This is a genomic window from Chelativorans intermedius (genome assembly GCF_025398255.1).
GTDB classification, from domain to species: domain Bacteria; phylum Pseudomonadota; class Alphaproteobacteria; order Rhizobiales; family Rhizobiaceae; genus Chelativorans; species Chelativorans intermedius.
On record NZ_JAODNW010000005.1, the window covers coordinates 128,434 to 151,117 of the forward strand.

General features: G+C 67.5%; 29 protein-coding genes and 1 tRNA gene. 20 read left to right on the plus strand and 10 right to left on the minus strand.

Going from position 1 to position 22,684, the window contains the following annotated elements; genetic code table 11:
• Positions 1 to 40: 40 nt before the first annotated feature.
• A tRNA-Leu gene (locus NYR58_RS06405) sits at positions 41 to 125 on the minus strand.
• A 167-nt stretch (positions 126 to 292) separates the two neighbouring features.
• On the opposite strand from NYR58_RS06405, the gene NYR58_RS06410 reads away from it, so the two are divergent.
• The gene (locus tag NYR58_RS06410; protein WP_261519653.1) at positions 293 to 874 is read left to right on the plus strand and encodes a YqaA family protein; all 582 of its coding nucleotides are present in this window, start codon (positions 293 to 295) and stop codon (positions 872 to 874) included.
• A gap of 10 nt (positions 875 to 884) precedes the next feature.
• Positions 885 to 1,391, plus strand: coding sequence for a disulfide bond formation protein B (locus NYR58_RS06415; protein WP_261519654.1), 507 nt, complete (start codon positions 885 to 887; stop codon positions 1,389 to 1,391).
• Positions 1,392 to 1,397: 6 nt separating this feature from the next.
• On the opposite strand, the gene NYR58_RS06420 is transcribed toward NYR58_RS06415, so the two are convergent.
• Positions 1,398 to 1,955, minus strand: a complete 558-nt coding sequence (locus tag NYR58_RS06420; protein ID WP_261519655.1) for an HNH endonuclease — start codon at positions 1,953 to 1,955, stop codon at positions 1,398 to 1,400.
• Between the two features lie 126 nt (positions 1,956 to 2,081).
• Positions 2,082 to 2,726 (minus strand): DNA-3-methyladenine glycosylase family protein, encoded by a 645-nt coding sequence (locus NYR58_RS06425; protein ID WP_261519656.1) that lies wholly within the window; start codon positions 2,724 to 2,726, stop codon positions 2,082 to 2,084.
• A gap of 79 nt (positions 2,727 to 2,805) precedes the next feature.
• On the opposite strand from NYR58_RS06425, the gene gluQRS reads away from it, so the two are divergent.
• Positions 2,806 to 3,693, plus strand: a complete 888-nt coding sequence (gene gluQRS, locus NYR58_RS06430; RefSeq protein ID WP_261519657.1) for a tRNA glutamyl-Q(34) synthetase GluQRS — start codon at positions 2,806 to 2,808, stop codon at positions 3,691 to 3,693.
• Between the two features lie 125 nt (positions 3,694 to 3,818).
• On the opposite strand, the gene NYR58_RS06435 is transcribed toward gluQRS, so the two are convergent.
• On the minus strand, positions 3,819 to 4,103 hold the full coding sequence (locus NYR58_RS06435) for a hypothetical protein (protein WP_261519658.1): 285 nt from the start codon (positions 4,101 to 4,103) through the stop codon (positions 3,819 to 3,821).
• 92 nt (positions 4,104 to 4,195) lie between these two features.
• Positions 4,196 to 5,044: a YihY/virulence factor BrkB family protein gene (locus tag NYR58_RS06440; RefSeq protein WP_261519659.1), complete on the minus strand. Its 849-nt coding sequence runs from the start codon at positions 5,042 to 5,044 to the stop codon at positions 4,196 to 4,198.
• 104 nt (positions 5,045 to 5,148) lie between these two features.
• Here NYR58_RS06440 and NYR58_RS06445 point away from each other — a divergent pair, with 104 nt between their 5' ends.
• Genes NYR58_RS06445 through NYR58_RS06460 form a run of 4 tightly spaced genes read left to right on the plus strand, consistent with a single transcriptional unit; the run spans position 5,149 to position 7,522 of the window.
• Entirely contained in the window at positions 5,149 to 5,982 is an 834-nt protein-coding gene (locus NYR58_RS06445; RefSeq protein ID WP_261519660.1) for an SDR family oxidoreductase, read from the plus strand.
• A gap of 34 nt (positions 5,983 to 6,016) precedes the next feature.
• Positions 6,017 to 6,214, plus strand: coding sequence for a twin transmembrane helix small protein (locus NYR58_RS06450; RefSeq protein ID WP_261519661.1), 198 nt, complete (start codon positions 6,017 to 6,019; stop codon positions 6,212 to 6,214).
• A 3-nt stretch (positions 6,215 to 6,217) separates the two neighbouring features.
• Positions 6,218 to 6,799: a cob(I)yrinic acid a,c-diamide adenosyltransferase gene (locus NYR58_RS06455; RefSeq protein ID WP_261519662.1), complete on the plus strand. Its 582-nt coding sequence runs from the start codon at positions 6,218 to 6,220 to the stop codon at positions 6,797 to 6,799.
• Positions 6,800 to 6,805: 6 nt separating this feature from the next.
• Positions 6,806 to 7,522, plus strand: a complete 717-nt coding sequence (locus NYR58_RS06460) for a rhomboid family intramembrane serine protease (RefSeq protein ID WP_261519663.1) — start codon at positions 6,806 to 6,808, stop codon at positions 7,520 to 7,522.
• 213 nt (positions 7,523 to 7,735) lie between these two features.
• On the opposite strand, the gene NYR58_RS06465 is transcribed toward NYR58_RS06460, so the two are convergent.
• The gene (locus NYR58_RS06465) at positions 7,736 to 7,888 is read right to left on the minus strand and encodes a hypothetical protein (RefSeq protein ID WP_261519664.1); all 153 of its coding nucleotides are present in this window, start codon (positions 7,886 to 7,888) and stop codon (positions 7,736 to 7,738) included.
• On the opposite strand from NYR58_RS06465, the gene NYR58_RS06470 reads away from it, so the two are divergent.
• From NYR58_RS06470 to NYR58_RS06480, 3 genes are all read left to right on the plus strand, one after another.
• The gene (locus NYR58_RS06470; RefSeq protein ID WP_261519665.1) at positions 7,887 to 8,636 is read left to right on the plus strand and encodes an electron transfer flavoprotein subunit beta/FixA family protein; all 750 of its coding nucleotides are present in this window, start codon (positions 7,887 to 7,889) and stop codon (positions 8,634 to 8,636) included. The two genes, NYR58_RS06465 and NYR58_RS06470, sit on opposite strands and share 2 nt — an antisense overlap.
• A 26-nt stretch (positions 8,637 to 8,662) precedes the next feature.
• Positions 8,663 to 9,592, plus strand: coding sequence for an electron transfer flavoprotein subunit alpha/FixB family protein (locus tag NYR58_RS06475; protein ID WP_261519666.1), 930 nt, complete (start codon positions 8,663 to 8,665; stop codon positions 9,590 to 9,592).
• 125 nt (positions 9,593 to 9,717) lie between these two features.
• On the plus strand, positions 9,718 to 10,599 hold the full coding sequence (locus NYR58_RS06480) for a 3-hydroxybutyryl-CoA dehydrogenase (RefSeq protein WP_261519667.1): 882 nt from the start codon (positions 9,718 to 9,720) through the stop codon (positions 10,597 to 10,599).
• A 48-nt stretch (positions 10,600 to 10,647) separates the two neighbouring features.
• On the opposite strand, the gene secA is transcribed toward NYR58_RS06480, so the two are convergent.
• Positions 10,648 to 13,377 carry a preprotein translocase subunit SecA gene (secA, locus tag NYR58_RS06485; protein WP_261519668.1) on the minus strand — a complete coding sequence of 910 codons (2,730 nt, stop codon included), beginning with the start codon at positions 13,375 to 13,377 and terminating at the stop codon, positions 10,648 to 10,650.
• A gap of 242 nt (positions 13,378 to 13,619) precedes the next feature.
• Between secA and NYR58_RS06490 the strand changes: the two genes are divergently transcribed.
• From NYR58_RS06490 to NYR58_RS06515, 6 genes are all read left to right on the plus strand, one after another.
• Complete coding sequence (locus NYR58_RS06490; protein WP_261519669.1) at positions 13,620 to 14,513, plus strand: peptidylprolyl isomerase; 894 nt, start codon at positions 13,620 to 13,622, stop codon at positions 14,511 to 14,513.
• 213 nt (positions 14,514 to 14,726) lie between these two features.
• Positions 14,727 to 15,968, plus strand: coding sequence for a bifunctional glutamate N-acetyltransferase/amino-acid acetyltransferase ArgJ (argJ, locus tag NYR58_RS06495; protein WP_261519670.1), 1,242 nt, complete (start codon positions 14,727 to 14,729; stop codon positions 15,966 to 15,968).
• Between the two features lie 8 nt (positions 15,969 to 15,976).
• Positions 15,977 to 16,750 carry a GNAT family N-acetyltransferase gene (locus tag NYR58_RS06500; protein ID WP_261519671.1) on the plus strand — a complete coding sequence of 258 codons (774 nt, stop codon included), beginning with the start codon at positions 15,977 to 15,979 and terminating at the stop codon, positions 16,748 to 16,750.
• A 4-nt stretch (positions 16,751 to 16,754) separates the two neighbouring features.
• Entirely contained in the window at positions 16,755 to 17,168 is a 414-nt protein-coding gene (locus NYR58_RS06505) for a (deoxy)nucleoside triphosphate pyrophosphohydrolase (RefSeq protein WP_261519672.1), read from the plus strand.
• A 108-nt stretch (positions 17,169 to 17,276) separates the two neighbouring features.
• Positions 17,277 to 17,588, plus strand: coding sequence for a hypothetical protein (locus NYR58_RS06510; RefSeq protein ID WP_261519673.1), 312 nt, complete (start codon positions 17,277 to 17,279; stop codon positions 17,586 to 17,588).
• A 68-nt stretch (positions 17,589 to 17,656) separates the two neighbouring features.
• Positions 17,657 to 17,824: a Flp family type IVb pilin gene (locus tag NYR58_RS06515; protein ID WP_261519674.1), complete on the plus strand. Its 168-nt coding sequence runs from the start codon at positions 17,657 to 17,659 to the stop codon at positions 17,822 to 17,824.
• A 58-nt stretch (positions 17,825 to 17,882) separates the two neighbouring features.
• On the opposite strand, the gene NYR58_RS06520 is transcribed toward NYR58_RS06515, so the two are convergent.
• Positions 17,883 to 18,758, minus strand: coding sequence for a methyltransferase domain-containing protein (locus NYR58_RS06520; RefSeq protein WP_261519675.1), 876 nt, complete (start codon positions 18,756 to 18,758; stop codon positions 17,883 to 17,885).
• A gap of 123 nt (positions 18,759 to 18,881) precedes the next feature.
• Here NYR58_RS06520 and NYR58_RS06525 point away from each other — a divergent pair, with 123 nt between their 5' ends.
• The 4 genes from NYR58_RS06525 to NYR58_RS06540 are packed head-to-tail and all read left to right on the plus strand — an operon-like array spanning position 18,882 to position 21,236.
• A complete protein-coding gene (locus NYR58_RS06525) occupies positions 18,882 to 19,673 on the plus strand; it encodes a ComF family protein (protein WP_261519676.1) in 792 nt (263 codons plus the stop codon).
• 11 nt (positions 19,674 to 19,684) lie between these two features.
• Positions 19,685 to 19,966: a glutaredoxin 3 gene (gene grxC / locus NYR58_RS06530; protein WP_261519709.1), complete on the plus strand. Its 282-nt coding sequence runs from the start codon at positions 19,685 to 19,687 to the stop codon at positions 19,964 to 19,966.
• Complete coding sequence (locus NYR58_RS06535) at positions 19,963 to 20,814, plus strand: carbon-nitrogen hydrolase family protein (RefSeq protein WP_261519677.1); 852 nt, start codon at positions 19,963 to 19,965, stop codon at positions 20,812 to 20,814. The genes grxC and NYR58_RS06535 overlap by 4 nt, the downstream gene beginning before the upstream one ends.
• Positions 20,811 to 21,236, plus strand: a complete 426-nt coding sequence (locus tag NYR58_RS06540; RefSeq protein ID WP_261519678.1) for a DUF1178 family protein — start codon at positions 20,811 to 20,813, stop codon at positions 21,234 to 21,236. The genes NYR58_RS06535 and NYR58_RS06540 overlap by 4 nt, the downstream gene beginning before the upstream one ends.
• A gap of 57 nt (positions 21,237 to 21,293) precedes the next feature.
• On the opposite strand, the gene NYR58_RS06545 is transcribed toward NYR58_RS06540, so the two are convergent.
• Together NYR58_RS06545 and ubiG are read right to left on the minus strand one after the other, a co-directional pair.
• Positions 21,294 to 21,587 carry a hypothetical protein gene (locus NYR58_RS06545; protein WP_261519679.1) on the minus strand — a complete coding sequence of 98 codons (294 nt, stop codon included), beginning with the start codon at positions 21,585 to 21,587 and terminating at the stop codon, positions 21,294 to 21,296.
• A gap of 101 nt (positions 21,588 to 21,688) precedes the next feature.
• The gene (gene ubiG, locus NYR58_RS06550; protein ID WP_261519680.1) at positions 21,689 to 22,450 is read right to left on the minus strand and encodes a bifunctional 2-polyprenyl-6-hydroxyphenol methylase/3-demethylubiquinol 3-O-methyltransferase UbiG; all 762 of its coding nucleotides are present in this window, start codon (positions 22,448 to 22,450) and stop codon (positions 21,689 to 21,691) included.
• Positions 22,451 to 22,684: the final 234 nt, after the last annotated feature.

Sequence of the window (22,684 nt, forward strand, 5' to 3'; positions counted from 1 at the left end):
GGTCGGCCTGCTGCCTCCGGCCCCTCGGGAAGGAAGAAGGTGGTGCCCCTGGCCGGACTCGAACCAGCACTCCTTGCGGAAACCGATTTTGAGTCGGTCGCGTCTACCAATTCCGCCACAGGGGCCCTTGCCCGACACGGGCAGGCGCGGACTATACGGCGAGGGGCGGCGGCGTCAACTGTCTGAGCGGCGGCGCGATCAAAAACCGCCGGCGCGGGCAGCCCGCCTTCGCGGGAGCGTTGCACGCGCCTCCCGCGAAGGCTAGATAGGACGCGCCATCCGGGGATGCTTCATGCTTCGCAGACTCTACGATCTCACCATGTCGCTTTCGGCCACGCGGCATGCGGAAAAGGGGCTGGCGGGCGTTTCCTTCGTGGAAAGCTCGGTCTTTCCCATTCCGCCCGACGTGCTGCTCATCCCCATGGTGCTGGCGGAGCGGGACAAATGGCTGCGCCTTGCCGTCATCTGCACGCTTGCCTCGGTGCTCGGCGCGCTTCTGGGATATGCGATCGGCGCCTTTCTCTACGAGACGGTGGGGGCGCCGGTGCTGCGCTTCTATGGCCAGGAGGAAGCCTTCGAGAAGATCGCCGCATGGTACAACCAGTGGGGCGGGTGGGGTGTCCTCTTCGCCGCCATCACGCCCTTCCCCTACAAGGTCCTGACCATCTTCTCCGGTGCCACGGGGCTCAGCCTGCCGGTTTTCGTGGCCGTTTCCATTGTCGGGCGCGGTCTGCGCTTCTTTCTCGTCGCCTGGCTGCTCTACCGCTTCGGACCGCCGATCCGCAGCTTCATCGAGCGGAATCTCGGCCTCCTTTTCACCCTTTTCATGGTCTTGCTCATTGGCGGCTTTGCCGCCGTGCGCTACGTATTCTGAGGTGGCAACCATGACGCTCACCGCTCCCACTGGACGCACCCAGACGCTGGCCGCGGGTTTTCTGGCCCTCGGCATGGCCGCCACGGTGGGCACGGCGCTGGGCTTCGAGCATCTGGGGGGCTTCATTCCCTGCAAGCTGTGCCTGGAGCAGCGCACGCCCTACTATATCGGCGTGCCGCTGATGCTCTTGGCGTTCGCCTCGGCGCGCCTGCGCTGGCCGGCCATCGTGACGCGCGGGCTGCTTCTGGCCGGCGGCCTGTTGATGCTGTGGGGGCTGAGCCTCGGCGCCTATCACGCCGGGGTGGAATGGGGATGGTGGCAGGGGCCGGCCGACTGCGGTGCGGTGGCGCCCTCGGCGGCCGGTTCGGGCAGCCTCCTCGATCAGCTCAACGCGGTCGTTCCCCCCTCCTGCGACGAGGCGGCGGGCCGCTTCCTGGGTCTTTCCTTCGCCGGCTGGAACGTGGTGGCAAGTGCCGTGCTCTCGGCGGTGGCGCTGCGCGGTGCCTTGAAGCGCTGAAGAGGGCTAAGGCTCCAGCTCGACATCCCAGTAGAGGAAGTCCATCCAGCTCTCGTGAAGATAGTTGGGCGGGAACAGCCGGCCATTGTTGTGCAGATCCTGCACGGTGGGCCGGTAGGGCTTCTGCTGCGGCCACATCTTGGCCTGCGCCGGCATCAGTCCGCCCTTCTTCAGGTTGCAGGGCGAGCAGGCGGCCACCACGTTCTCCCACGACGTGACACCGCCGGAGCGGCGCGGCACCACATGGTCGAAGGTGAGGTCCTCGTTCGATCCGCAGTACTGGCACTGGAAACGGTCGCGCAGGAAGACGTTGAATCGGGTGAAGGCCGGATAGCGCGACGGCTTCACATAGGTCTTGAGGCTGACGACGCTCGGCACCTTCATCGAGAAGGAGGGAGAGCAGACCGCATGCTCATATTCGGCGACGATGTTCACCCGGTCGAGAAACACGGCCTTGATGGCATCCTGCCACGACCACAGCGACAGGGGGTAGTAGCTGAGCGGACGATAGTCCGCATTCAACACCAGAGCGGGCAAGCCGTCTGGCGATACAGCGATCGTCACGGTCCTTAAGCTCCTTCGCCAGGCAGATCGATCGGTGCGGATACTGTAAGCAGGTCATGACAGGAATGTGAAGCACTATTCGCATGGCGGCCAGGCAGGGGCAAAAAATGCTGGTTTCCCGCATCCTTAAGCCGCCGGCGCGGCTTCCCGGCCTCGCAGTTCGCGCCAGTAGGCCCAGAACAGGCGTGCCGCGACGGAGCGCCAGGGACGCCATGATTCGGCCATCCGGGCCAGGCTTTCGGCGCTCGGGCGCTCCTCCAGCGCCAGCGCGTGGGCCACCGCGCCGCGCAGGGCGACATCGCCGGCGGGAAAGATGTCGGCATGGCCGGCCGCCACAAGAAGGTAGACCTCCGCCGTCCATGGTCCGATGCCGGGCACGGCGGTCAGCGCGGCCACCGCCTCCTCGGGCGGCTGCGTATCGAGGTGCTCAAGGTCCAGCGAGCGGTCGACCAGCGCCGCGGCAAGCGCGCTCAGCGCCCGCTGCTTGGCGCGCGAAAGGCCCGCCTCGACGAGCGCTGCCTCGCCCGCGGCGAGAAGCCGTGCCGGTGTCAGCGGGTCCACCAGCCGGCAGAGCCGGGCGAGCATCGCCTCGGCGCTGGCGCGCGAGACCTGCTGAGCGACGATCACCGAGGCAAGGCTTGCAAAGCCCGGCGGGCTGCGCCGCAGCGGCACGTCGCCCGCCGCCACGCGCACCGGCGCCAGCCGCGGGTCGCGCGCCACCAGCGCATCGAGCCCGAGGGCAATATCGTTCGGCGTTTCGATGCGTTGCACGGCCTTCGTCCCTTGCGGTTTTCGCGGTGCGAGCTAAGCATGCGGGCATGGCCAGAACAATCCGTTTCCTGCCCGGCTCATGAGCTCTCCCGTCTTCCGTTTCGCGCCCAGCCCCAATGGGGCGCTGCATTTGGGCCATGCCTACTCGGCGCTTCTCAACCACGCCATGGCGCGGGCAGCCGACGGCCGGTTCCTGCTGCGCATCGAGGACATCGACACCGCCCGCTGCACGCCGCAGTTCGAGGAAGCCATCCATCGCGACCTTGCTTGGCTGGGGCTTGCGTGGGAGGAGCCGGTGCGCCGCCAGTCGGAGCATTTCGACGACTATGCGCAGGCGCTGGAACGGCTGGTGGAGGCGGGCATGGTCTATCCCTCCTTCCTGAGCCGCAGCGAGGCGCGCGCCTATATCGCCGATGCGCAGGCGGACGGCGCGCCCTGGCCGCGCGATCCCGACGGTGTGCCGCATTTCCCGCCCGTCGACCGGATGCGCCCGGAATCGGAACGCCGCCGGCGCATGGCCGAAGGCGAGCCCTATGCCTGGCGGCTCGACATGGCGGCGGCGACCGCCCATGTGGGCGGGCCGCTGTTCTGGGACGAGGACGGCAGCGGGCCGCAGGGCGAGGCCGGCCGCGTGCCGGCAAGGCCGCAGGAATGGGGTGACGTGGTGATCGCGCGCAAGGAGACGCCGGCCAGCTATCACCTCTCGGTGGTGGTGGACGACGCGCTGCAGGGCATCACGCATGTGGTGCGCGGGCGCGATCTCTTCCATGCCACCGCCGTCCACCGCCTGCTGCAGGAGCTTCTGGGCCTGCCCGTGCCGCTCTACCACCACCACGCCCTCATCCTCGACGAGGAGGGGCGCAAGCTCTCCAAGAGCCGCGGGGACACGGGAATTGCGGCGCTGCGCGAGGCGGGAGCCACCCCGCGCGACATCGCCCGCATGGTGGGGCTCGAAACGCGCCCCTAGACCGGTTCATCTATCTGTTTTTGCCGCATTTGTGCGACGCCAGATGTTTCCTTCAGGCTGCAAAATGCCGTAGCGGTCTGGCCGAGACAGATGGTACCCATCTGTCGGGATCGCACCACTAACCACTAGAAGAACCGGGCAAGCCCCAGTTTGGCGAACACCAGCGCGAGAAGCAGCACGAAGGCACCGCCCAGGCTGGCAAGCGCCGCATCCAGCAGGGTGTCGAAGCGGATGCCGTAGAGATTGGCGCCCTGGATGGCCCCGAAAAAGCCGAGGGTGACGATCGCCGCGTTGCCGAGCACGCCGAAGCCGGCATCGCGCAGCAGCGCGTTGAGGGCGATGGAAAACAGATAGGCAAGCAGCACCACCGTGACCGCGGCCATGATGAGCCAGCTTGCGTCGAGCCTCATGAGCATATGGCGCCCCGCCGGCCGGTGGCCGGCGCTCCGGTGCTTTTGGTGCGCCAGCATAGCCAGCAAAGCTTTCGCTTTTCTTGCCGTGCTCAGTGCGCCGCTATGGGCCGGCCGCGATGGCGCATGATGGCGGCGTTGATCTCGCCGCCCAGGATGAAGACCGCCGATATGATGTAGAGGAAGACGACGGCGATCATGATCGAGGCCAGCCCGGCATAGGTGCTCGCATAGCTGTTGAAGTGGGCGAGATAGGCCGCAAACAGGCTCGATCCGGCCAGCCAGCCCGCCAGCGTGAAGACGATTCCGGGCATCACGTCGGCAAGCCGCCGCCGGCCTGCCGGCAGCCACAGATGCACCAGGGCAAGCGCCCCCACAAGCACTGCCACCGCGATCACATAGCGCCACAGCGTGATGGTGCCGAGATAGGGCTCGATCCACTCCAGGTGCCTGGCGGCCAGGCTGGCGGCCACCGGCACCACCACGAGCAGCAGGCTGATCGTCAGGAAGCCTGCCGTGGCCACCAGCACGAAGCCGAGGCTCTGGATCCGCAGCCAGATGAAGGAGCGGCGTTCGTTGACCCGGTAGGCGCGATTGAGCGACAGCCGCAGCGCCTCCACGCCGTTGGAGGCGAAGAAGGCCGCACCCGCCACGCCGAGCGTGAGCACGCCGCCGCGCCGTGCCTTCAGCACGTTTTCCACCTCGGCGCCGATCGGCCCGGCCACCTCCTGCGGCAGCGTCTCGAAGATGAGGTGCACCACCCGGTCGGCATAGGCCCCCGCGCCCAGGAAGCTCGCCAGCGCAACGGTGAAGATCAGGAAGGGAAACAGCGCCATGATGGCGTTGATCGCCAGGTGGCTGGCCATCGCCCAGCCATCGTCGGTATTGAAGTGGCCGAGGGCCTCGCCTGCGATCCGTCTGAACGCCGTCAGTGCATGCACGTTTCAAGCCCTCGCCGGTTTGTGCCCTTCATGGGCCTCGATTTGTCCTGGCCGAGCGAATATGTGAAACCGCCATCGTTATGCAACAATACGGTCCCGCCTCCATGACGCAGAACGCCACCATCCTGCTGACCGGCGCCTCCTCCGGCATCGGCGCCTATTGCGCCCGCGCCCTCAAGCGCGAGGGCTGGCGCGTTTTTGCCACGGCGCGCAGGAAGGAAGACATCGCGAGGCTGGAGGAGGAAGGCATCGAGGCCTTCTATCTCGACTACCGCGAGCCCGCCTCCATCGGCGCGCTTGTCGAGGCGGTGCTGGCGCGCACCGGCGGGCGGCTCGACGCGCTTTTCAACAACGGCGCCTATGCGCAGGCCGGCGCGGTGGAGGACCTGCCCGTGGAAGCGCTGCGCGAGCAGTTCGAGGCGAATGTCTTCGGCTGGCACGATCTGACGCGGCGCATCGTGCCGGTCATGCGCACCCAGGGTCATGGCCGCATCGTCCATTGCTCATCCATCCTCGGCCTGCTGCCGGTCACCTATCGCGGCGCCTATGCCGCCTCCAAGCACGCGCTCGAAGGGCTTATGCTGTGCATGCGGGCGGAGCTTTCCGGCTCCGGCATCCAGGTCTCGCTCATCGAGCCCGGACCCATCCGCTCGCGCATCGCCGCCAACGGGCTGGCCTGGTTCGAGCGCAACATCGACATCGAGGGTTCCGTCCACCGCGTCGCCTATCAGGCGCAGCTTGCGCGCCTGCGGGCCGGCGGCACGAGCTCGCGCTTCAAGCTGGGGCCGGAGGCCGTCCACAGGGTTTTGCGCCACGCGCTTCTTCACCCGCGCCCGCGCCCGCATTATGTCGTAACCTTGCCGGCGAAGATCGGTGTGGCCTTGAAGCGGCTTTTGCCCGCCTCGATGCTCTACCGCATTCTCGCCACCCGGGCGTGATGGTCGCGCCAACCCGCAACGAAAGCGAAAGCCCATGTCCACCGTCTTCAACATCCTGGCCGTCGCCGTCATGCTGGCGGTCGTGTTCGTTCTTCTGCGCGGCCTCCTCAACATGATGCGCGGCGGCTCGGGCAACACTTCCAACAAGCTCATGCAGGCGCGCGTGGCCTTGCAGTTCGTGGCCATCGTGCTTCTGGTGCTTGCCATGTGGTTCGCCCAGGGGCGGGGCTGAGCCATGGTCAAGCTCAACAGGATCTACACCCGCACGGGCGACGACGGCACCACCGGCCTCGCCGCTGGCCCCAGGCGCGCCAAGAGCGATCTGCGCGTCGAGGCGTTCGGCACGGTGGACGAGGCCAGCGCCTGCATCGGCATGGCGCGCGTGCACACCGCTGCAAGCCATCCCGAGATCGACGCGCTGCTGATGCGCGTGCAGAACGATCTTTTCGACCTCGGTGCCGATCTGGCAACGCCGGAGGGCGCGCGCAAGCCCGAGCATGAGCCGCTGCGCATCGTTGCCGCGCAGGTGGAACGCCTGGAGCGCGAGATCGACGCGCTGAATGCCGGGCTTTCTGCGCTCTCCTCCTTCGTGCTGCCCGGCGGCACGCCGGCGGCGGCTGCCCTGCATCTGGCGCGCACCGTGGCGCGGCGCGCCGAGCGGCTGATGGTGGCGCTCGCCCGCACGCCGGGCGAGACCGTCAACGCCGAGGCGCTGCGCTATATCAACCGCCTTTCCGATCTGCTCTTCGTCGCCGCCCGGGCACTCAACGACAATGGGGCGCGCGACGTCCTGTGGGTGCCGGGGCAGAACCGCTGAAGGCCCATGTTCATCCCGCTTCACGATGCCAACAGCCTGCGCCACATTCGGCGCCAGTATGTCACGCTGGGCATCATCGCCCTCAATGTGCTGGCCTGGCTTGCGACGTCGCTGGGGGGCGCCGATCTGACGCAGGCGGCGGCCCTCGGGCTGGGCTTCATTCCTTCCGTCGCCCATGAACTGGCCGTGCTGCCGCCGGAGCTGGACCTCGTTCCGGTGCCGCTTACCTATGTCACCTACGCCTTCCTCCACGCCGATCTTGTGCATCTGGGCGGCAACATGCTGTTCCTGTGGGTGTTCGGCGACAATGTGGAGGATGCGCTGGGCCATCTGCGCTTTCTCTTCTTCTACCTTGCCTGCGCTGTGGCGGGAGCGGCCTTTCACGGCATGATCGAGCCCGAATCGCAGGCGCCGCTCATCGGCGCCTCGGGTGCCGTGGCCGGCGTCGTCGCCGCCTATCTCATCCTGCATCCGCGGGTGAAGCTGTGGGTCCTGGCCTTCGCCCGCCTTCCGCTGCGCCTGCCTGCCTATGTGGTGCTGGCGCTGTGGATCGGCATGCAGTTCTTCATGTTCGCCTTCGACCGCGAAAACCAGATCTCCTGGGCCGCCCATGTCGGCGGCATTCTCGCCGGTGCCCTGCTGGTGGTCGTGCTGCGCCGCCCCGGCGTGGCGTTGCTGGATCGGGGAGTGGGAGGCGGGCAAAGAGCGGGGAATGGCGAGTAGCGAGTGGGGAATAGCGAATAGGGAATAGCGAATAGCGAATAGCGAATAGGGAGTGGAGAATGACAGGTGTCCTCGCAGTCGATGTTTGGCACGGATTGCCGCGTTCCTTTCATCGCTCCCTCTTCGCTGCTCCCTATTCCCTATTCGCTATTCGCTACTCGCTACTTCACCTTTCACGAAGCGCCGGCATATTGACGTACACGTCAGGTCTCACTACGGTTCGGCGGCTTCCGGCATGGCCGTGTCCTTCGGGGGGAGGGTGCGCTGTTCCATTTTGCCCAGGGCATGGCGGAAATCAGCCATCGGACCGGGCCTTGCGCTGATATCCAGCGCCGGGCTGCGGAGTTGAGAAAGGTGAATGCGCATGAAGGTCCTTGTTCCTGTGAAGCGGGTGATCGACGCGAATGTGAAGCCGCGGGTCAAAGCGGATGGTTCGGGCGTCGAGCTTGCCAATGTGAAGATGGCAATGAACCCGTTCGACGAGATCGCGGTGGAGGAAGCGATCCGGCTCAAGGAGGCGGGCAAGGCGGAGGAGATCGTGGCGGTGTCCATCGGGCCGGCCCAGGCGCAGGAGACGCTGCGCACGGCGCTTGCCATGGGGGCCGACCGCGCCATCCTCGTCAAGACCGAGGAGATGGTGGAGCCGCTCGACGTGGCGAAGATACTCAAGGGCGTTGCCGAGGAGGAGAAGCCGGGTCTCATCATCCTGGGCAAGCAGGCGATCGACGACGATTCGAACCAGACCGGGCAGATGCTGGCCGCCCTTCTGGGCTGGGCGCAGGGCACCTTCGCCTCCAAGGTTGAGATCGAGGGCGAGACGGCCACCGTCACGCGCGAGGTGGATGGCGGGCTGCAGGTGGTGGCGCTGAAGCTGCCGGCGGTGGTGACGACCGATCTGCGCTTGAACCAGCCGCGCTATGCCTCGCTGCCCAACATCATGAAGGCCAAGAAGAAGCCGCTTGGCGAGAAGAGCCCGGCCGACTACGGCGTGGAGGTGCGCGCGCGCCTGAAAGTGCTGAAGACGGAGGAACCGGCGGGCCGCAAGGCGGGCGTGAAGGTCAAGGATGTCGCCGAGCTGGTCGACAAGCTGAAGAACGAAGCGGGCGTTCTCTGACAGGCTCCAGAACAAGGAAGAACGAGATGGCCATTCTCCTCATCGCCGAACACGACAACCAGCATCTTTCCGAGCAGACGGCCAAGGCGCTGGCGGCGGCCAGCCAGATCGGCGGCGACATCGACATTCTGGTGGCGGGCAGGGACGCCAGGCCCGCCGCGGAAGCGGCGGCGAAGCTTGCGGGCGTGCGCAAGGTGCTGCTGGCCGAGAGCGAGGCGCTGGCGGAGCGTCTGGCCGAGCCGCTGGCGGCCACCATTCTTTCGCTGAGCGAGGGCTACGACACCTTCGTGGCGCCGGCCACGACGACGGGCAAGAACGTGATGCCGCGCGTTGCGGCCCTTCTCGACGTGATGCAGGTCTCCGACATCATCGAGGTGGTGAGTGCCACCACCTTCAAGCGCCCCACCTATGCCGGCAACGCCATCCAGACGGTGGAAACCACTGATGCCAAGCGCGTCATCACGGTGCGCACCTCCTCCTTCCAGGCGGCGGGCGAGGGCGGTTCGGCGAGCCTGGAGACGGTCGAGGCGGCGGCCGATCCCGGCCTTTCCAGCTTTGTCGAGAACCGCATCGAGGAGAGCGACCGGCCGGAGCTGACCTCCGCCAGGATCATCATCTCCGGCGGCCGGGCGCTCGGCTCGGCGGAGAAGTTCCAGGAGGTCATCCTGCCGGTGGCCGACAAGCTGGGCGCGGCCGTCGGTGCGTCGCGCGCGGCGGTGGACGCCGGCTATGCGCCCAACGACTGGCAGGTGGGCCAGACGGGCAAGGTGGTCGCCCCCGACCTCTACATCGCCTGCGGCATCTCCGGGGCCATCCAGCACCTGGCGGGCATGAAGGACTCCAAGGTCATCGTCGCCATCAACAAGGACGAGGAGGCGCCCATTTTCCAGGTCGCCGACTACGGGCTGGTGGCCGACCTCTTCGAGGCCCTGCCGGAGCTCGAAAAGGCGCTTTGACATTCTTCAAAGCGCGTGCACAATTCGTGAAGGGCGGGGTAGACGCGGCTCTCCCGCCCTTTTAGGTTGCGCTGCAGCAAGAGCATGAGCAGGTGCCGCAGGGACCTGCCAACAGGATCGGTGACATGACGGGCAAGATCGAGAAGGTGGGTATCGTCGGTGCCGGCCAGATGGGCAGTGGCATCGCGCATGTGACGGCGCTGGCCGGCTATCGCGTCAAGCTGCACGACACTTCGCAGGAGCGCATCGAGGCGGGAATCGCCACCATCAGCGGCAACATGGCGCGCCAGGTGTCCTCCGGCAAGCTGAAGGACGAGGACCGGCAGCAGGCGCTTCAGCGCATCTCGCCGGCCGCGGCACTGGAGAATCTCGCCGATGTCGATCTCGTCATCGAGGCGGCGACGGAAGACGAGACCGTCAAGCGCAAGATTTTCGCCCAGCTCTGCCCGCTGCTGAACCCGGAAGCGCTGATCGCCACCAACACCTCCTCCATCTCCATCACGCGGCTTGCCGCCCAGACCGACCGGGCGGAGCGCTTCATCGGCATCCATTTCATGAATCCCGTGCCGGTGATGAAGCTGGTGGAGCTGGTGCGCGGCATCGCCACCGAGGACATGACCTTCGAGATGGCGCGCAGCTTCGTCGAAAGCCTCGACAAGACCATCACCGTGGCCGAGGATTTCCCCGCCTTCATCGTCAACCGCATCCTGTTGCCGATGATCAACGAGGCGATCTACACGCTCTATGAGGGCGTGGGCACGGTAGAGGCCATCGACACCGCCATGAAGCTCGGCGCCAACCATCCGATGGGGCCGCTGCAGCTTGCCGATTTCATCGGCCTCGACACCTGCCTGTCCATCATGCAGGTGCTGTATGAGGGGCTTGCCGATTCCAAATACCGCCCCTGCCCGCTGCTCGTGAAATATGTCGAGGCCGGCTGGCTGGGCCGCAAGTCGGGCCGCGGCTTTTACGACTATCGCGAAAATCCGCCGGTGCCCACACGCTGAGCGATCCGCTTTGCCCGCCGCCGCGGGTGGCGCAGGCGGCGGCGCCTGTCAGCCGAACGCCCCGTGGCAGTGCTTGTATTTCTTGCCGGAGCCGCAGGGGCAGGGCTCGTTGCGCCCCACCTTGCCCCAGGTCGAGGGATCGCCGGGGTCGCGCTCCTGCGCTGGCGCGTTGCGGGCGTCGAGGCGCGGCAGGGTCATCGTCTCGCCGGCAAACTCGTCCTCGCCGGTGGTGCCGTCCACATGGTGCGGCTGCATGGCGGCGGGCGCCTGGGGGGGCGGCGCGTCGGCCGCCTCGCGCACCAGCTCCACGCGCATGAGCTGCGCCGTGACGGCGCGGCGCAGATTGGCGAGCATGCCCTGGAACAGCTCGAAGGCTTCCGACTTGTATTCGTTCAGCGGGTCGCGCTGGGCGTAGCCGCGAAAGCCGATCACGGAGCGCAGATGGTCGAGATTGACCAGATGCTCGCGCCACAGATGGTCGAGCGTCTGCAGCAGGATCGACTTCTCGACATAGGCCATGATGTCGGGTCCGAAGCGCTCGGCACGGTCGGCCGCCGCCTTGTCGGCGGCCTCGGTGATGCGGGCGCGGATGTCGTCCTCGGCGATGCCCTCTTCCTTCACCCATTCCTCGATGGGCAGGTCGAGGTTGAGATGCTCGCGCACGCCCTGCTTGAGGCCCTCCGCGTCCCATTGCTCGGCATAGGCCTTCTCGGGAATGTGGCGGGCGACCAGGTCGTCGATGACGTCCTCGCGCATCTCGGCCACCGTCTCCGACAGGTTCTCGCCGTCCATCAGCTCAAGACGCTGCTCGAAGACCACCTTGCGCTGGTCGTTCATCACGTCGTCGAACTTCAAGAGGTTCTTGCGGATGTCGAAGTTGCGCGCCTCGACCTTCTTCTGCGCCTTCTCCAGCGCCTTGTTGATCCAGGGGTGGACGATCGCCTCGTCCTCCTTCAGCCCCAGCTTCTGCAGCATGCCGTCCATGCGGTCGGAGCCGAAGATGCGCATCAGGTCGTCCTGCAGCGACAGGAAGAACTTGGAGCGGCCGGGGTCGCCCTGGCGGCCGGAACGGCCGCGAAGCTGGTTGTCGATGCGACGGCTCTCGTGGCGCTCGGTGGCGAGGACATAGAGGCCGCCGGCGGCGATCGCCTTCTCCTTCAGCCGCTGCACGTCCGCGCGGATCGCCTTTTCCCTGGCCTCGCGCTCGGGGCCTTCCGGCATGTCGCCCAGCTCCTCGGCGATGCGCATCTCCGGGTTGCCGCCGAGCTGGATGTCGGTGCCGCGGCCGGCCATGTTGGTGGCGATGGTGATGGCGCCCGGCTTGCCCGCCTGGGCGACGATCATGGCCTCGCGCTCGTGGTGGCGGGCGTTCAGAACCTCGAAATCCTTGATGCCTTCCTTGCGCAGGCGCTCGGCCAGATATTCCGACTTCTCGATGGAGGTGGTGCCCACGAGGATGGGCTGGCCCTTCTCGCGCGCCGCCTTGATCTCCTTGACGATCGCCCGATACTTCTCCTCGACCGTGCGATAGACCTCGTCGTCCTCGTCGATGCGCTGGATCGGCAGGTTGGTGGGAATCTCGGCCACGTCCAGGCCGTAGATGTTGGCAAACTCCTCCGCCTCCGTCGCCGCCGTGCCGGTCATGCCCGCCAGCTTGTCGTACATGCGAAAGTAGTTCTGAAAGGTGATGGAGGCGAGCGTCTGGTTCTCCGGCTGAATCTTGACGTGCTCCTTGGCCTCCAGCGCCTGGTGCAGCCCCTCGGAATAGCGCCGGCCCGGCATCATGCGGCCGGTGAACTCGTCGATGATGATGAGCTCGCCGTTGCGGACGATATAGTCCTTGTCCTTCTGGAACAGCTTGTGCGCCTTGAGCGCGTTGTTGAGGTGATGAACGATGGCGACGTTCTCGACATCGTAGAGCGATTCGCCCTTGAAGAGGCCCGCCTCTCGCAACATCCCCTCCACCTTCTCCGTGCCTTCCTCGGTGAAGGTGGCGGTGCGTTGCTTCTCGTCCACCTCGTAGTCGCCGTCCTCAAGCTTCAGGATGAAGGAGTCGATGGTGTTGTAGAGGTCCGAGCGGTCGTCGAGCGGGCCGGAGATGATGAGCGGCGTGCGCGCCTCGTCGATGAGGATGGAGTCCACCTCGTCGACGATGGCATAGGCGTGGCCGCGCTGCACCATCTGCGCGCGCTCATATTTCATGTTGTCGCGCAGATAGTCGAAGCCGAGCTCGTTGTTGGTGGCATAGGTGACGTCGCAGGCATAGGCCTGCCGGCGCTGCTCGTCCGACATGCCGTGCACGATGACGCCGGTGGAAAGGCCGAGGAAGCCATAGAGCTTGCCCATCCATTCCGCGTCGCGGCGGGCCAGATAGTCGTTGACGGTGACGACGTGCACGCCCTTGCCCGTCAGCGCGTTCAGATAGACCGGCAGGGTGGCCACCAGCGTCTTGCCTTCGCCCGTCTTCATCTCGGCGATGGAGCCCTCGTGCAGCACCATGCCGCCGATGAGCTGCACGTCGAAGGGGCGCATGCCGAGGGTGCGTTTGGCCGCCTCGCGCACCACGGCAAAGGCGGGAACCAGAAGATCGTCCAGCTTGGCGCCGTCGGCAAGCTGCTTGCGGAACTCCTCCGTCTTGCCGCGCAGGGCTTCGTCGGAGAGCGCCTGCATCTCCTCTTCCAGGGCGCCGATCGCCTGGACGCGGGGCTGCATGCCCCGGATGCGGCGATCGTTGGCTGAGCCGAAAATCTTGCGGGCGAGGCCGCCGAGACTGACCATCGTCGGTCCTTTCAATTCTCGATATGCCGGCATTTTTCTGCCGACCCGCTCCACCGGTTTCAGGCAGGAGCCGAAGGCAGCGGGAAATGCGTTCTGGACGCAAGGTCGAAGGAGAGATAAGAGGGGCCATCCCTTATGTCAACTTCGCGCAACAGGCGCGAGTGATGCCAGAATTCGGGTCTGTCTGCCGGATGCCTCCGCGTTCGACCGGGGCCCCAGCCTCAAGCACTGGAGATTTTCCGATGCCTCATACCTTCCGCCGTTTCCTCGCAGCGCGCGCCGGCGCGGCCGCGCTGCTTGCGGCGATCAGCTTTGCCCCGGCGCTCGCGCAGGAAGGCGCGGTGGTGGCCACCATCAACGGCGAGCCCATCACGGAGGCCGATCTTGCGCTGGCCGAGCAGGAGCTCAGCGAGCAGTTTGCCCGCCTGCCGCAGGCAGAGCGGCGCGCCGCCGCCCTGTCCGCCGTCATCGACGTGCGGCTGCTTGCCGCGCAGGCGGAGGCCGAGGGCCTCGACCAGAGCGAGGATTTCCAGCAGCGCATGGCGTTCCTGCGCGAGCGGGCGCTGCACAGCGCCTTCGTCGACCGGAACGTGGTCGCCCCCATCACCGAGGAGGAGATGCGCGCCCGCTACGACGCGGAGGTGGCGAAGATCACGCCGGAGGAGGAGGTGCGTGCCCGCCATATCCTGGTGGAGAGCGAGGAAGAGGCACGCCAGATCATCGAGGCGCTTGATGCCGGCGGCGACTTCGCCGCTCTGGCCGAGGAGAAGTCGAAGGACGGGTCGTCGTCCAATGGCGGCGACCTCGGCTACTTCACGCGCGGGCGCATGGTGCCGGCCTTCGAGGAGGCGGCCTTCGCGCTGGAGCCCGGCAGCTACTCCAGCGAGCCGGTGGAGACCCAGTTCGGCTGGCACGTCATCAAGGTGGAGGACAAGCGCCGCCAGTCGCCGCCCGCCTTCGAGCAGGTGCAGAACCAGATCCGCTCCCTGCTTATCCGCGAGCGCTATGTCGCAGCGCTTTCCTCCCTGCGCAACGCCGCCGAGGTGGACATTCCCGACGAAGCGCTGAAGACCTCGGTGGACGAGCTCTTCCGCCAGCAGACGGGCCAGGCGGATACGGACGGGACGGCACAATAAAGTCGGCTCGACAGACAGGCCCTCGCGCCTGATGCGGAGAACGGCCCCGATCCTGTCGGGGCCGGTCGTTCCCGGCGGTGCCGCGCATGGTGTGGCCGCCATGATTCCCTGGCAAAAAGTTTACGGCAAAAAAGCCGCTTGCCGCTTGCGTCGGCGGGCCCCTTGAGGCAGACGGGAAACACGCAACTCCATCACAGCCTTCCGGAAACGCCCATGTCCCAAGCCGTCTCGCCGCTGGCGCCGAAACGCTATCCCAGGATGCCGGATGTGGAGGGCGTGCGCATCGCCACCGCCGAGGCGGGCATCAAATACAGGGGCCGCAGGGACCTGATGGTCATGGTGTTCGACGAGGGGACGGAGGTCTCCGGCGTCTTCACCCGTTCGCGCTGTCCTTCTGCGCCCGTCGAGTTCTGCCGCGCCAACCTGCCCGGGGGGCGGGCGCGCATTCTGGTGGTCAACTCCGGCAATGCCAACGCCTTTACCGGCCGCAAGGGGCGCGAGGCCACGGCAATGACGGCGGCGGCGGCCGCGCGCGCGGCGGGCGCCAGCGAGAGCACGGTTTTCCTGGCCTCCACCGGGGTCATCGGCGAACCCCTGGAGGCGGGGAAATTCGCGCATCTGCTGGACGGAATGGTCGCCCGGGCCATGCCGCATGGCTGGGAGGAGGCGGCGCGCGCCATCATGACGACCGACACCTATCCGAAATACCTCACGGCCACGGCAAGGCTGGGCGAGGCGGAGGTGGTCATCAACGGCATCGCCAAGGGCGCCGGCATGATTGCGCCGGACATGGCCACCATGCTCTCCTTCGTGGCCACCGATGCGCCGATTGCCGCACCGGTGCTGCAGGCGCTTCTGTCCCGCGGCACGCAGCCTTCCTTCAACGCGATCACGGTGGACAGCGATACCTCGACCAGCGACACCTTGATGCTGTTTGCCACCGGCAAGGCGGCACAGCGCGGCGCGCCGCGCATCACCGATGTCCGCGACCCGCGGCTCGTACCCTTCCGGCGGGCGCTCAACCGCCTGCTGAAGCAACTCGCGCTGCAGGTGGTGCGCGACGGCGAGGGCGCGCGCAAGCAGGTGGAGGTGACGGTGACGGGCGCGAAGTCGTCGCGCTCGGCCAAGCGCATTGCCCTGGCTATCGCCAATTCGCCGCTGGTCAAGACGGCAATCGCCGGCGAGGACGCCAATTGGGGCCGCGTGGTGATGGCCGTCGGCAAGGCGGGCGAACCGGCAGAGCGCGACCGCCTGGCCATCTGGTTCGGCGACATCCGCGTGGCGCATGAGGGCGAGCGCGACCCCGATTATTCGGAGGAGCAGGCATCAGCCTACATGCGGCGCGAAGAGATTGCCATTCGTGTCGATCTCGGTCTCGGGCGCGGCAGGGCGACGGTGTGGACGTGCGACCTCACCAAGGAATACGTCGCCATCAACGGCGACTACAGGAGCTGAAACCGGCGGTGGGGCGGCAGGCAGGCGCAGAGCTGGCAACCATCCGCCGCTTCGAGGGCGCGGGTTTCCGCGCCTGGCCGGCTGCTTCGGTGCATTATGACGGCACCTGGGCCATCCGCCTGACGGCTGGCCACCCGGCGCGGCGGCTCAACTCGGTCAATCCGCTCGATCCCGGCGACGATCACCACCTGGAAGAGCGCATCGCAAGGGTGGCGCAGCGCTTCGCTGCCTATGGAAGACCGATCACCTTCCGCATCTCGCCGCTCTGCGCTCCTGCCATCTCCCGCCATCTGGACGAGAAGGGGTGGCAGGCGGCGGGGCACTCGCTGGTCATGCGTCTGCCGCTCGACGAGGGGAATGCCGGCCGGGCGATGGACCAAATCCCGCTCAAGGACCTCAACCGCTTCGTCTCCGCCGCCTTCGAGGTGCACGGCTACGAGGAGGCGCTGCGGCCCGGCTTTGCGGAGGTCGTCAAGTCCATCAAGCCAAATGCCGGCCTGTTCATTCTTGAGCATGAGGGCGCGCCGGTGGCGACCGCCATCTGCGTGCATGACGGCCAGCTTGCCGGGCTGTTCGAGGTGGCCACCGCCCAGGCCCAGCGCGGCAAGGGATTTGGCCGGCGCATGCTGCTTTCGGCGCTCAAATGGGCCTATGCGCGGGGCGCGCGCCAGGCATGGCTGCAGGTGGAGGCGGACAATGCGCCCGCCCTCGGGCTCTACCGCTCGCTGGGCTTTTGCGAGGTCTACGGATACCACTATCGCCAGCCTGCGGAACGGGAATGAGGGAATGGAAAAGGCGGCAAGACCTGTTCTGATCGTCGCGGCCTGCGCGCTGGTGGATGCCGACGGGCGCGTGCTCATCGCGCAGCGCCCGCAGGGCAAGGCGATGGCCGGGCTGTGGGAGTTTCCCGGCGGGAAGGTGGAGCCCGGCGAGACGCCGGAGGAGACGGTGGTGCGCGAACTCGGCGAGGAGCTGGGGGTGGAGACGAAGACGGCCTGCCTGGCGCCTCTCACCTTTGCCAGCCACGCCTATGAGGATTTCCACCTTCTCATGCCGCTCTTCGTGTGCCGGCGCTTCTGGGGCGTGCCGGTGCCACGCGAGAGCCAGGCGCTCAAATGGGTGCGTCCGCAGCGCCTGCGCGACTATCCCATGCCGCCGGCCGATGCCCCCCTCATCCCCTTCCTCATCGACCTTCTGTGAAAGGCGCTGCGGGCGGCCAAGCGTTAATTCTTCCTTTAGCGAAAGATGAGAATTTTTCTCAAGGGCGGCCAAGCCGCGTGAAGAGGGCCGGCACTGCCGGAGGGGATGATGGAGCCTGCGAGCGAGAGGCCGCGTGACGGCCGGGAGAAATGGGCGCGCGCCAGCCATGTCGGCAGCGGAGCGCTTCGGGTGGCGCTGCTGTTCAGCTCCGCCGCCATCGCGCTGTCGCTCATCTTCACCTCCATCCTGGAGCGCCGCACGCACCGGTCGGCTCTTTTCAGTCCCGCCATCGACCGCATGACGACAGGGACGGTGGAGACGGACCGGGGCCTTTACACCGTGCGCCGCAGCGTGCTGCAGACCTCGCCCCGGGCCGTCTGCATCATCCGTCCCGACGGCAGCCGGCGCGGCGCGTGCTGAGGGCGGCCGGTCAAGAAATCTTAACGGCTCGCTGCCAGGGTCGGCGCGAAAGGGAAAGCGAGGCCGGCATGTTCACGCGGTTTCTGAGAAGCGAGAAGGGCTCCACGGCCGTCGAATATGCGCTGATCGCCGGGGTCCTGGTCCTTGCGATCATCGCTGGTGTTGCCGAGCTCGGCCGCTATGCCGGCCAGACCTTCGAGCGCGTGGCCGAGGATGTGACGGCGGCCACGAACTGAAGCCGCACCGCAGGCGCGAAAGGCGGCTTCGCAGGCATTGCGGCTTTGCTGCCTGGCCTCAATCCCTGCCGCCGCGCGAAAGCACGGTTTTCAGCGAAACCTCGGCGCTGCCGGGCTTGAGCGGCTTCTGCTGCGAGGCATGGGGCGCCCAGCCGGAAAGCCAGAGAATGTTGAAAGTGGCGCGGATGCGCCCGTCCGGGTCTGAAAAGCGCTCCTGATAGATTTCCGCCGCGCGCAGGAAGAGCCGGCGCGTCGCCGGCCGCCGGCTGCGCTCGGCCAGCGCGTTCGTCGCGCCCATGGCGCGCAGGTCGCGCATCAGGTCGAACATGGTGGCGTAGCGCACGGTCAGCGGCTCCACATCCGCCACCGGCAGGGCGAAGCCGGCGCGCTGCAGCAGGCCGCCGGCATCGCGCACATCGGCAAAGGGGCTGACGCGCGGCGCCGCACCGCCGGCAATCTCGGTCTCCGCCTGCAGCAGGCTCTGCCGCAGCTCGCCCAGCGTGCCGGCTCCGGCCATGGCGGCCAGGAAAAGGCCGTCCGGCCGCAGCGCGCGGCGGATCTGCAACAGCAGGCCGGGAAGGTCGTTCACCTCGTGCAGGGTGAGCAGGGAGACGGCGAGGTCCAGGCTTTCCGCCTCCAGCGGCACCGTCTCGGGCGCTGCCGCGAGGCCCTCCGGCGCGCCGGCGAGCAGCCGCTCGTCGGCCTCGACGCGCATCACCCGGTCCACCTTGCCGCTCGTCTCAAGCGCGCGGGCGGCATGGCCCGTCAGGCAGAAGAGCGCGGCGGCACACGCGAACCGCCGCTCCACCGTGGCCAGCCGCTCTGCCAGCTCGTCGGCTGCCCGCTGCATGAGGAAGGATGCGTCCCGTCCGGCGCTGGCCAGGGCGCGGCGCTTGCGGGCCTTCAGGAGCGCGATGTCGAAGATGGGTTCCATGTCCGTCCGTCTGTTTGCCGACCCCGTGCATGGCACAAAAGCGCGGGCCTGGATAGCGGGTGGCCTTGCGCGGGCGCGGTACGGCTGTATCGTGGCGGCAAGCGGTGCGAGGCAAGGGGGATCATGGGGCTTCTCGGTCGGGCAGGGGCGGCGATGCTGGCGTGGCCGGCGCGGCTTCTGTTCCCGCCGGTGTGCCTCGGCTGCCGCGATCTGGTGTCGGCGCCCGGCACGCTCTGCACGGCGTGCTGGGCGGGCGTGCGCTTTCTGGAGCGGCCCTGGTGCGCGGTGCTGGGCACGCCCTTTGCCCACGACATGGGCGAAGGGGCGGTTTCGCCCGCGGCAATCGCCGACCCGCCGCCCTTCGCGCGGGCGCGCGCGGCAGTCGCCTATGACGGGGTGGCACGGCGCATGGTGCAGGCGCTGAAATTCTCCGACCGCACGGACCTCGCCCCCTGGATGGCGCGCTGGATGCTGCGCGCCGGCGCCGAGCTCGTCGGCCCGGATGCGGTGGTGGTGCCGGTGCCGCTGCACCGGCGGCGCTTCTTCCTGCGCCGCTTCAACCAGTCGGCCGAGCTGGCCCGCGCCTTTGCCCGCGAGGCCGGCCTCGAATACCGCCCGCAGGCGCTGGTGCGCGCGCGCGTCACGCACCAGCAGGTGGGGCTCGGCGTGCGCGAGCGCGCGGCCAATGTGCGCGGCGCCTTCGCCGTGCCGCCGACCCTTGCCCCGCCGCTCGAAGGGCGGCGGGTCATCCTCGTTGACGACGTCTACACCACCGGCGCCACCGTCATGGCCGCCGCCCGCGCGCTGCGGCGGGCCCGCGTGCGCCAGGTCGACGTGCTCACCTTCGCGCGCGTCCTCGCGCAGGACTTTGCGTCCGCCGAAAGGGCGACATATATAGCAGCGGGCAAGGAATGACGGACAACGGCATGGCGGATGTGACCATCTATACCCGACTGGGCTGCGGCTACTGCGTTGCCGCCAAGCGGCTTCTGGACAGAAAGGGCGTCGGCTACACGGAGCACGATGCCAGTTTCTCCCCGCAGCTTCGCCAGGAGATGATAAGCCGCGCCAACGGGCGCGCCACCTTCCCGCAGATCTTCATCGGCGATGTCCATGTCGGCGGCTCGGACGAGCTTCACGCGCTGGAGCGTGAAGGCAGGCTCGACGCGCTGCTTGCCGAGAAGGGCGTGGCGAGGGCCGGCGCATGAGCACGGTGCGCGTGGCGGCGCTGCAGATGCGCTCGGGCATGGAGGTCGAGGAGAATGTGGGGGCCTTCGAGGCGCTGGTGCGCGAAGCGGCCGGCGAGGGCGCCGTCTATGTACAGAGCCCGGAGATGACCGGCATTCTGGTGCGCGAGCGCGCGATGCTGGAAGAGCGAATCCGCCCCGCGGGGGAGGACCCGCTCGTGCGCCGCGCCGCCGCGCTGGCGCGCGAACTGTCGCTCTTCGTGCATGTCGGCTCCACCGCCATCGCGCGCGGCGACGGCAAGGTGGCCAACCGCGCCTTCCTGTTCGGCCCGGACGGAAGCCTGGTCGCCACCTACGACAAGATCCACATGTTCGACGTCGATCTCGATCAGGGCGAGAGCTGGCGCGAGTCGGCCACCTATGCGCCCGGCGGGGAGACGGTGGTGGCCGCCCTGCCCTTCGCCAGGCTCGGCCTGGCGATCTGCTACGACCTGCGTTTTCCGCAGCTCTTTCGCGCCCAGGCGCTGGCCGGGGCGGAGGTGCTCACCGTGCCTGCCGCCTTCACCCGCCAGACGGGCGAGGCGCACTGGCACGTGCTTGCCCGCGCCCGCGCCGTGGAAAACGGCGCCTGGCTGATCGCTGCCGCCCAGGGCGGCCGCCATGAGGACGGGCGCGAGACCTATGGCCATTCGCTGATCGTCGATCCGTGGGGCCGCATCGTCGCGGAGGCCAACCACGACATGCCGGCGGTGGTGGTGGCCGACATCGAGCCGCAGGCGGCGGCGGCGGCGCGCGCGAAGATCCCCAACCTCAGGAACGCGCGGGATTTCGCGGTTGCCGAGAGAGTGTATGAGGGAGCGGCGTCATGATCCGTTTCGGGCTCGTATGCGACAAGGACCACACCTTCGATGCCTGGTTCCGCAACGGCGAGGACTTCGAGACGCAGAAGGCGAGAAAGCTCGTCTCCTGCCCGCATTGCGGCTCGCTGGAGGTGGACAAGGCGCTGATGGTACCGGCCGTCGCCACCGGCCGCGACAAGGCGAAGGTGGCGCTCGGCCTGAGCGAGGAGCAGAAGAAGATGCTTGCCCAGCTCAAGGCGCTGTCCGAAAAGGTGCGCGAAAACGCCGAATATGTGGGCGACAGGTTTGCCGAGGAGGCACGCAGGATCCACTTCGGCGAGGTGGAGGCGCGCGGCATCTACGGCGAGGCGACGCTCGAAGAGGTTCGCGGACTGGCCGAGGACGGGGTGGAGTTCATGCCGCTTCCGGTCTTTCCAGAGGACAGGAACTGACGCAAAAAGCCGGCGCCGCGGCATCGCTGCGGCGCCGGTTTCCGTTTGCCTTCGCCTCTATTGGCGCAGGCGCCGCGGCTGTTCGATGCGCGTGGCGGGGATAGGCTCGGCGCGGACCTTGCCGGTGACAACCAGCCCGCGCGCCTGCTCCTCGTCGCAGGTCGAACCGCCGCCGCCGGCCTTGCAGATCTCGGAGACGATCTGCTTGATGCAGTCGTCCGAATAGTCGGGCCATTTCTGCCCCTTGCACTTGTCCTCCGCCTGCGCGGCGCCGGTCATGAAGGAAAGGGCAAGCAGCCCCGCCGCGGCGGCGAGCGACAGGGATGCGGCTTTCGTGGCGTATGCGTTCATGGGTCTGTCCTCCTGGTTCAAACAGGAGGTTTCTTGCACTGCCGTGCCTGAACCGGTTCTGAAAAACCCGCTCACGAGCGGTTCATCATCGCCGCCCTTCCTCAGCCGGAAGGCGGCGAGGCCGGCCTTTCGGCCAGCATCATGTAGTTCACGTCCATGTCGCGCGAGCGCTGCCAGCGGTCGGCCAGCGGGTTGTAGATGACGCCGGTGCGGTCCTTCACCGTCAGGCCGGCTGCGGCAAGGGCGCGCTCCAGCTCCTCCGGGCGCACCAGCTTGCCATACTGATGGGTGCCGCGCGGCAGCCAGCGCAGCACGTATTCGGCGCCGATGATGGCCAGGCCCAGCGCCTTCAGCGTGCGATTGATGGTGGCCACGAACATCAGCCCGCCGGGATTGAGCATCGCCGCACAGCGGCCGATGAAGAACTCCACATCGGCCACATGCTCCACCACCTCCATGTTGAGGATGACGTCGAACCGTTCGCCCTGCTCGGCCAGCGCCTCCGCCGTCTCGGCGCGATAGTCCACCTTCACTCCGCCTGCCGCGGCGTGCAGCCTGGCCACCTCGATGTTGTTCTGCGAGGCATCCGCGCCCACCACCTCCGCGCCCAGCCGTGCCATCGGTTCGCACAGAAGGCCGCCGCCGCAGCCGATGTCCAGGAAGCGCAGGCCCTGGAAGGGATGGGGCGCGCGCGGATCGCGGCCGAAATGCGCTGCCACATGGTCGCGGATATAGGCCAGCCGCACCGGATTGAACTTGTGCAGCGTGCGGAACTTCCCCTTCGGGTCCCACCATTCGGCGGCCAGCGCGGAGAAACGCTCCACTTCTCCGGCGTCGATGGTCGTGCGTCGGGCCTCTGGCATTGGCGTGGTCTCCTCTCGCGCAGGAAACAAGTCGTTTGACGGGATGGGAATGTCAAGGTGCCAGCGCCGGCCGATCGCCAGGCGATGCCGCTCAGGGCCGCGAAACCGGCGCGGGCGCAGCCGCTTGGCCGGTTTCACGGCAATTTTCTTTCCCCTTCCGTCGCTTCAGCGTTCGCATCGTTCCCTTCCTTCTTGCGGGCGCTGCATCTATTGGCTATGGAAGCCCGCGCGCTG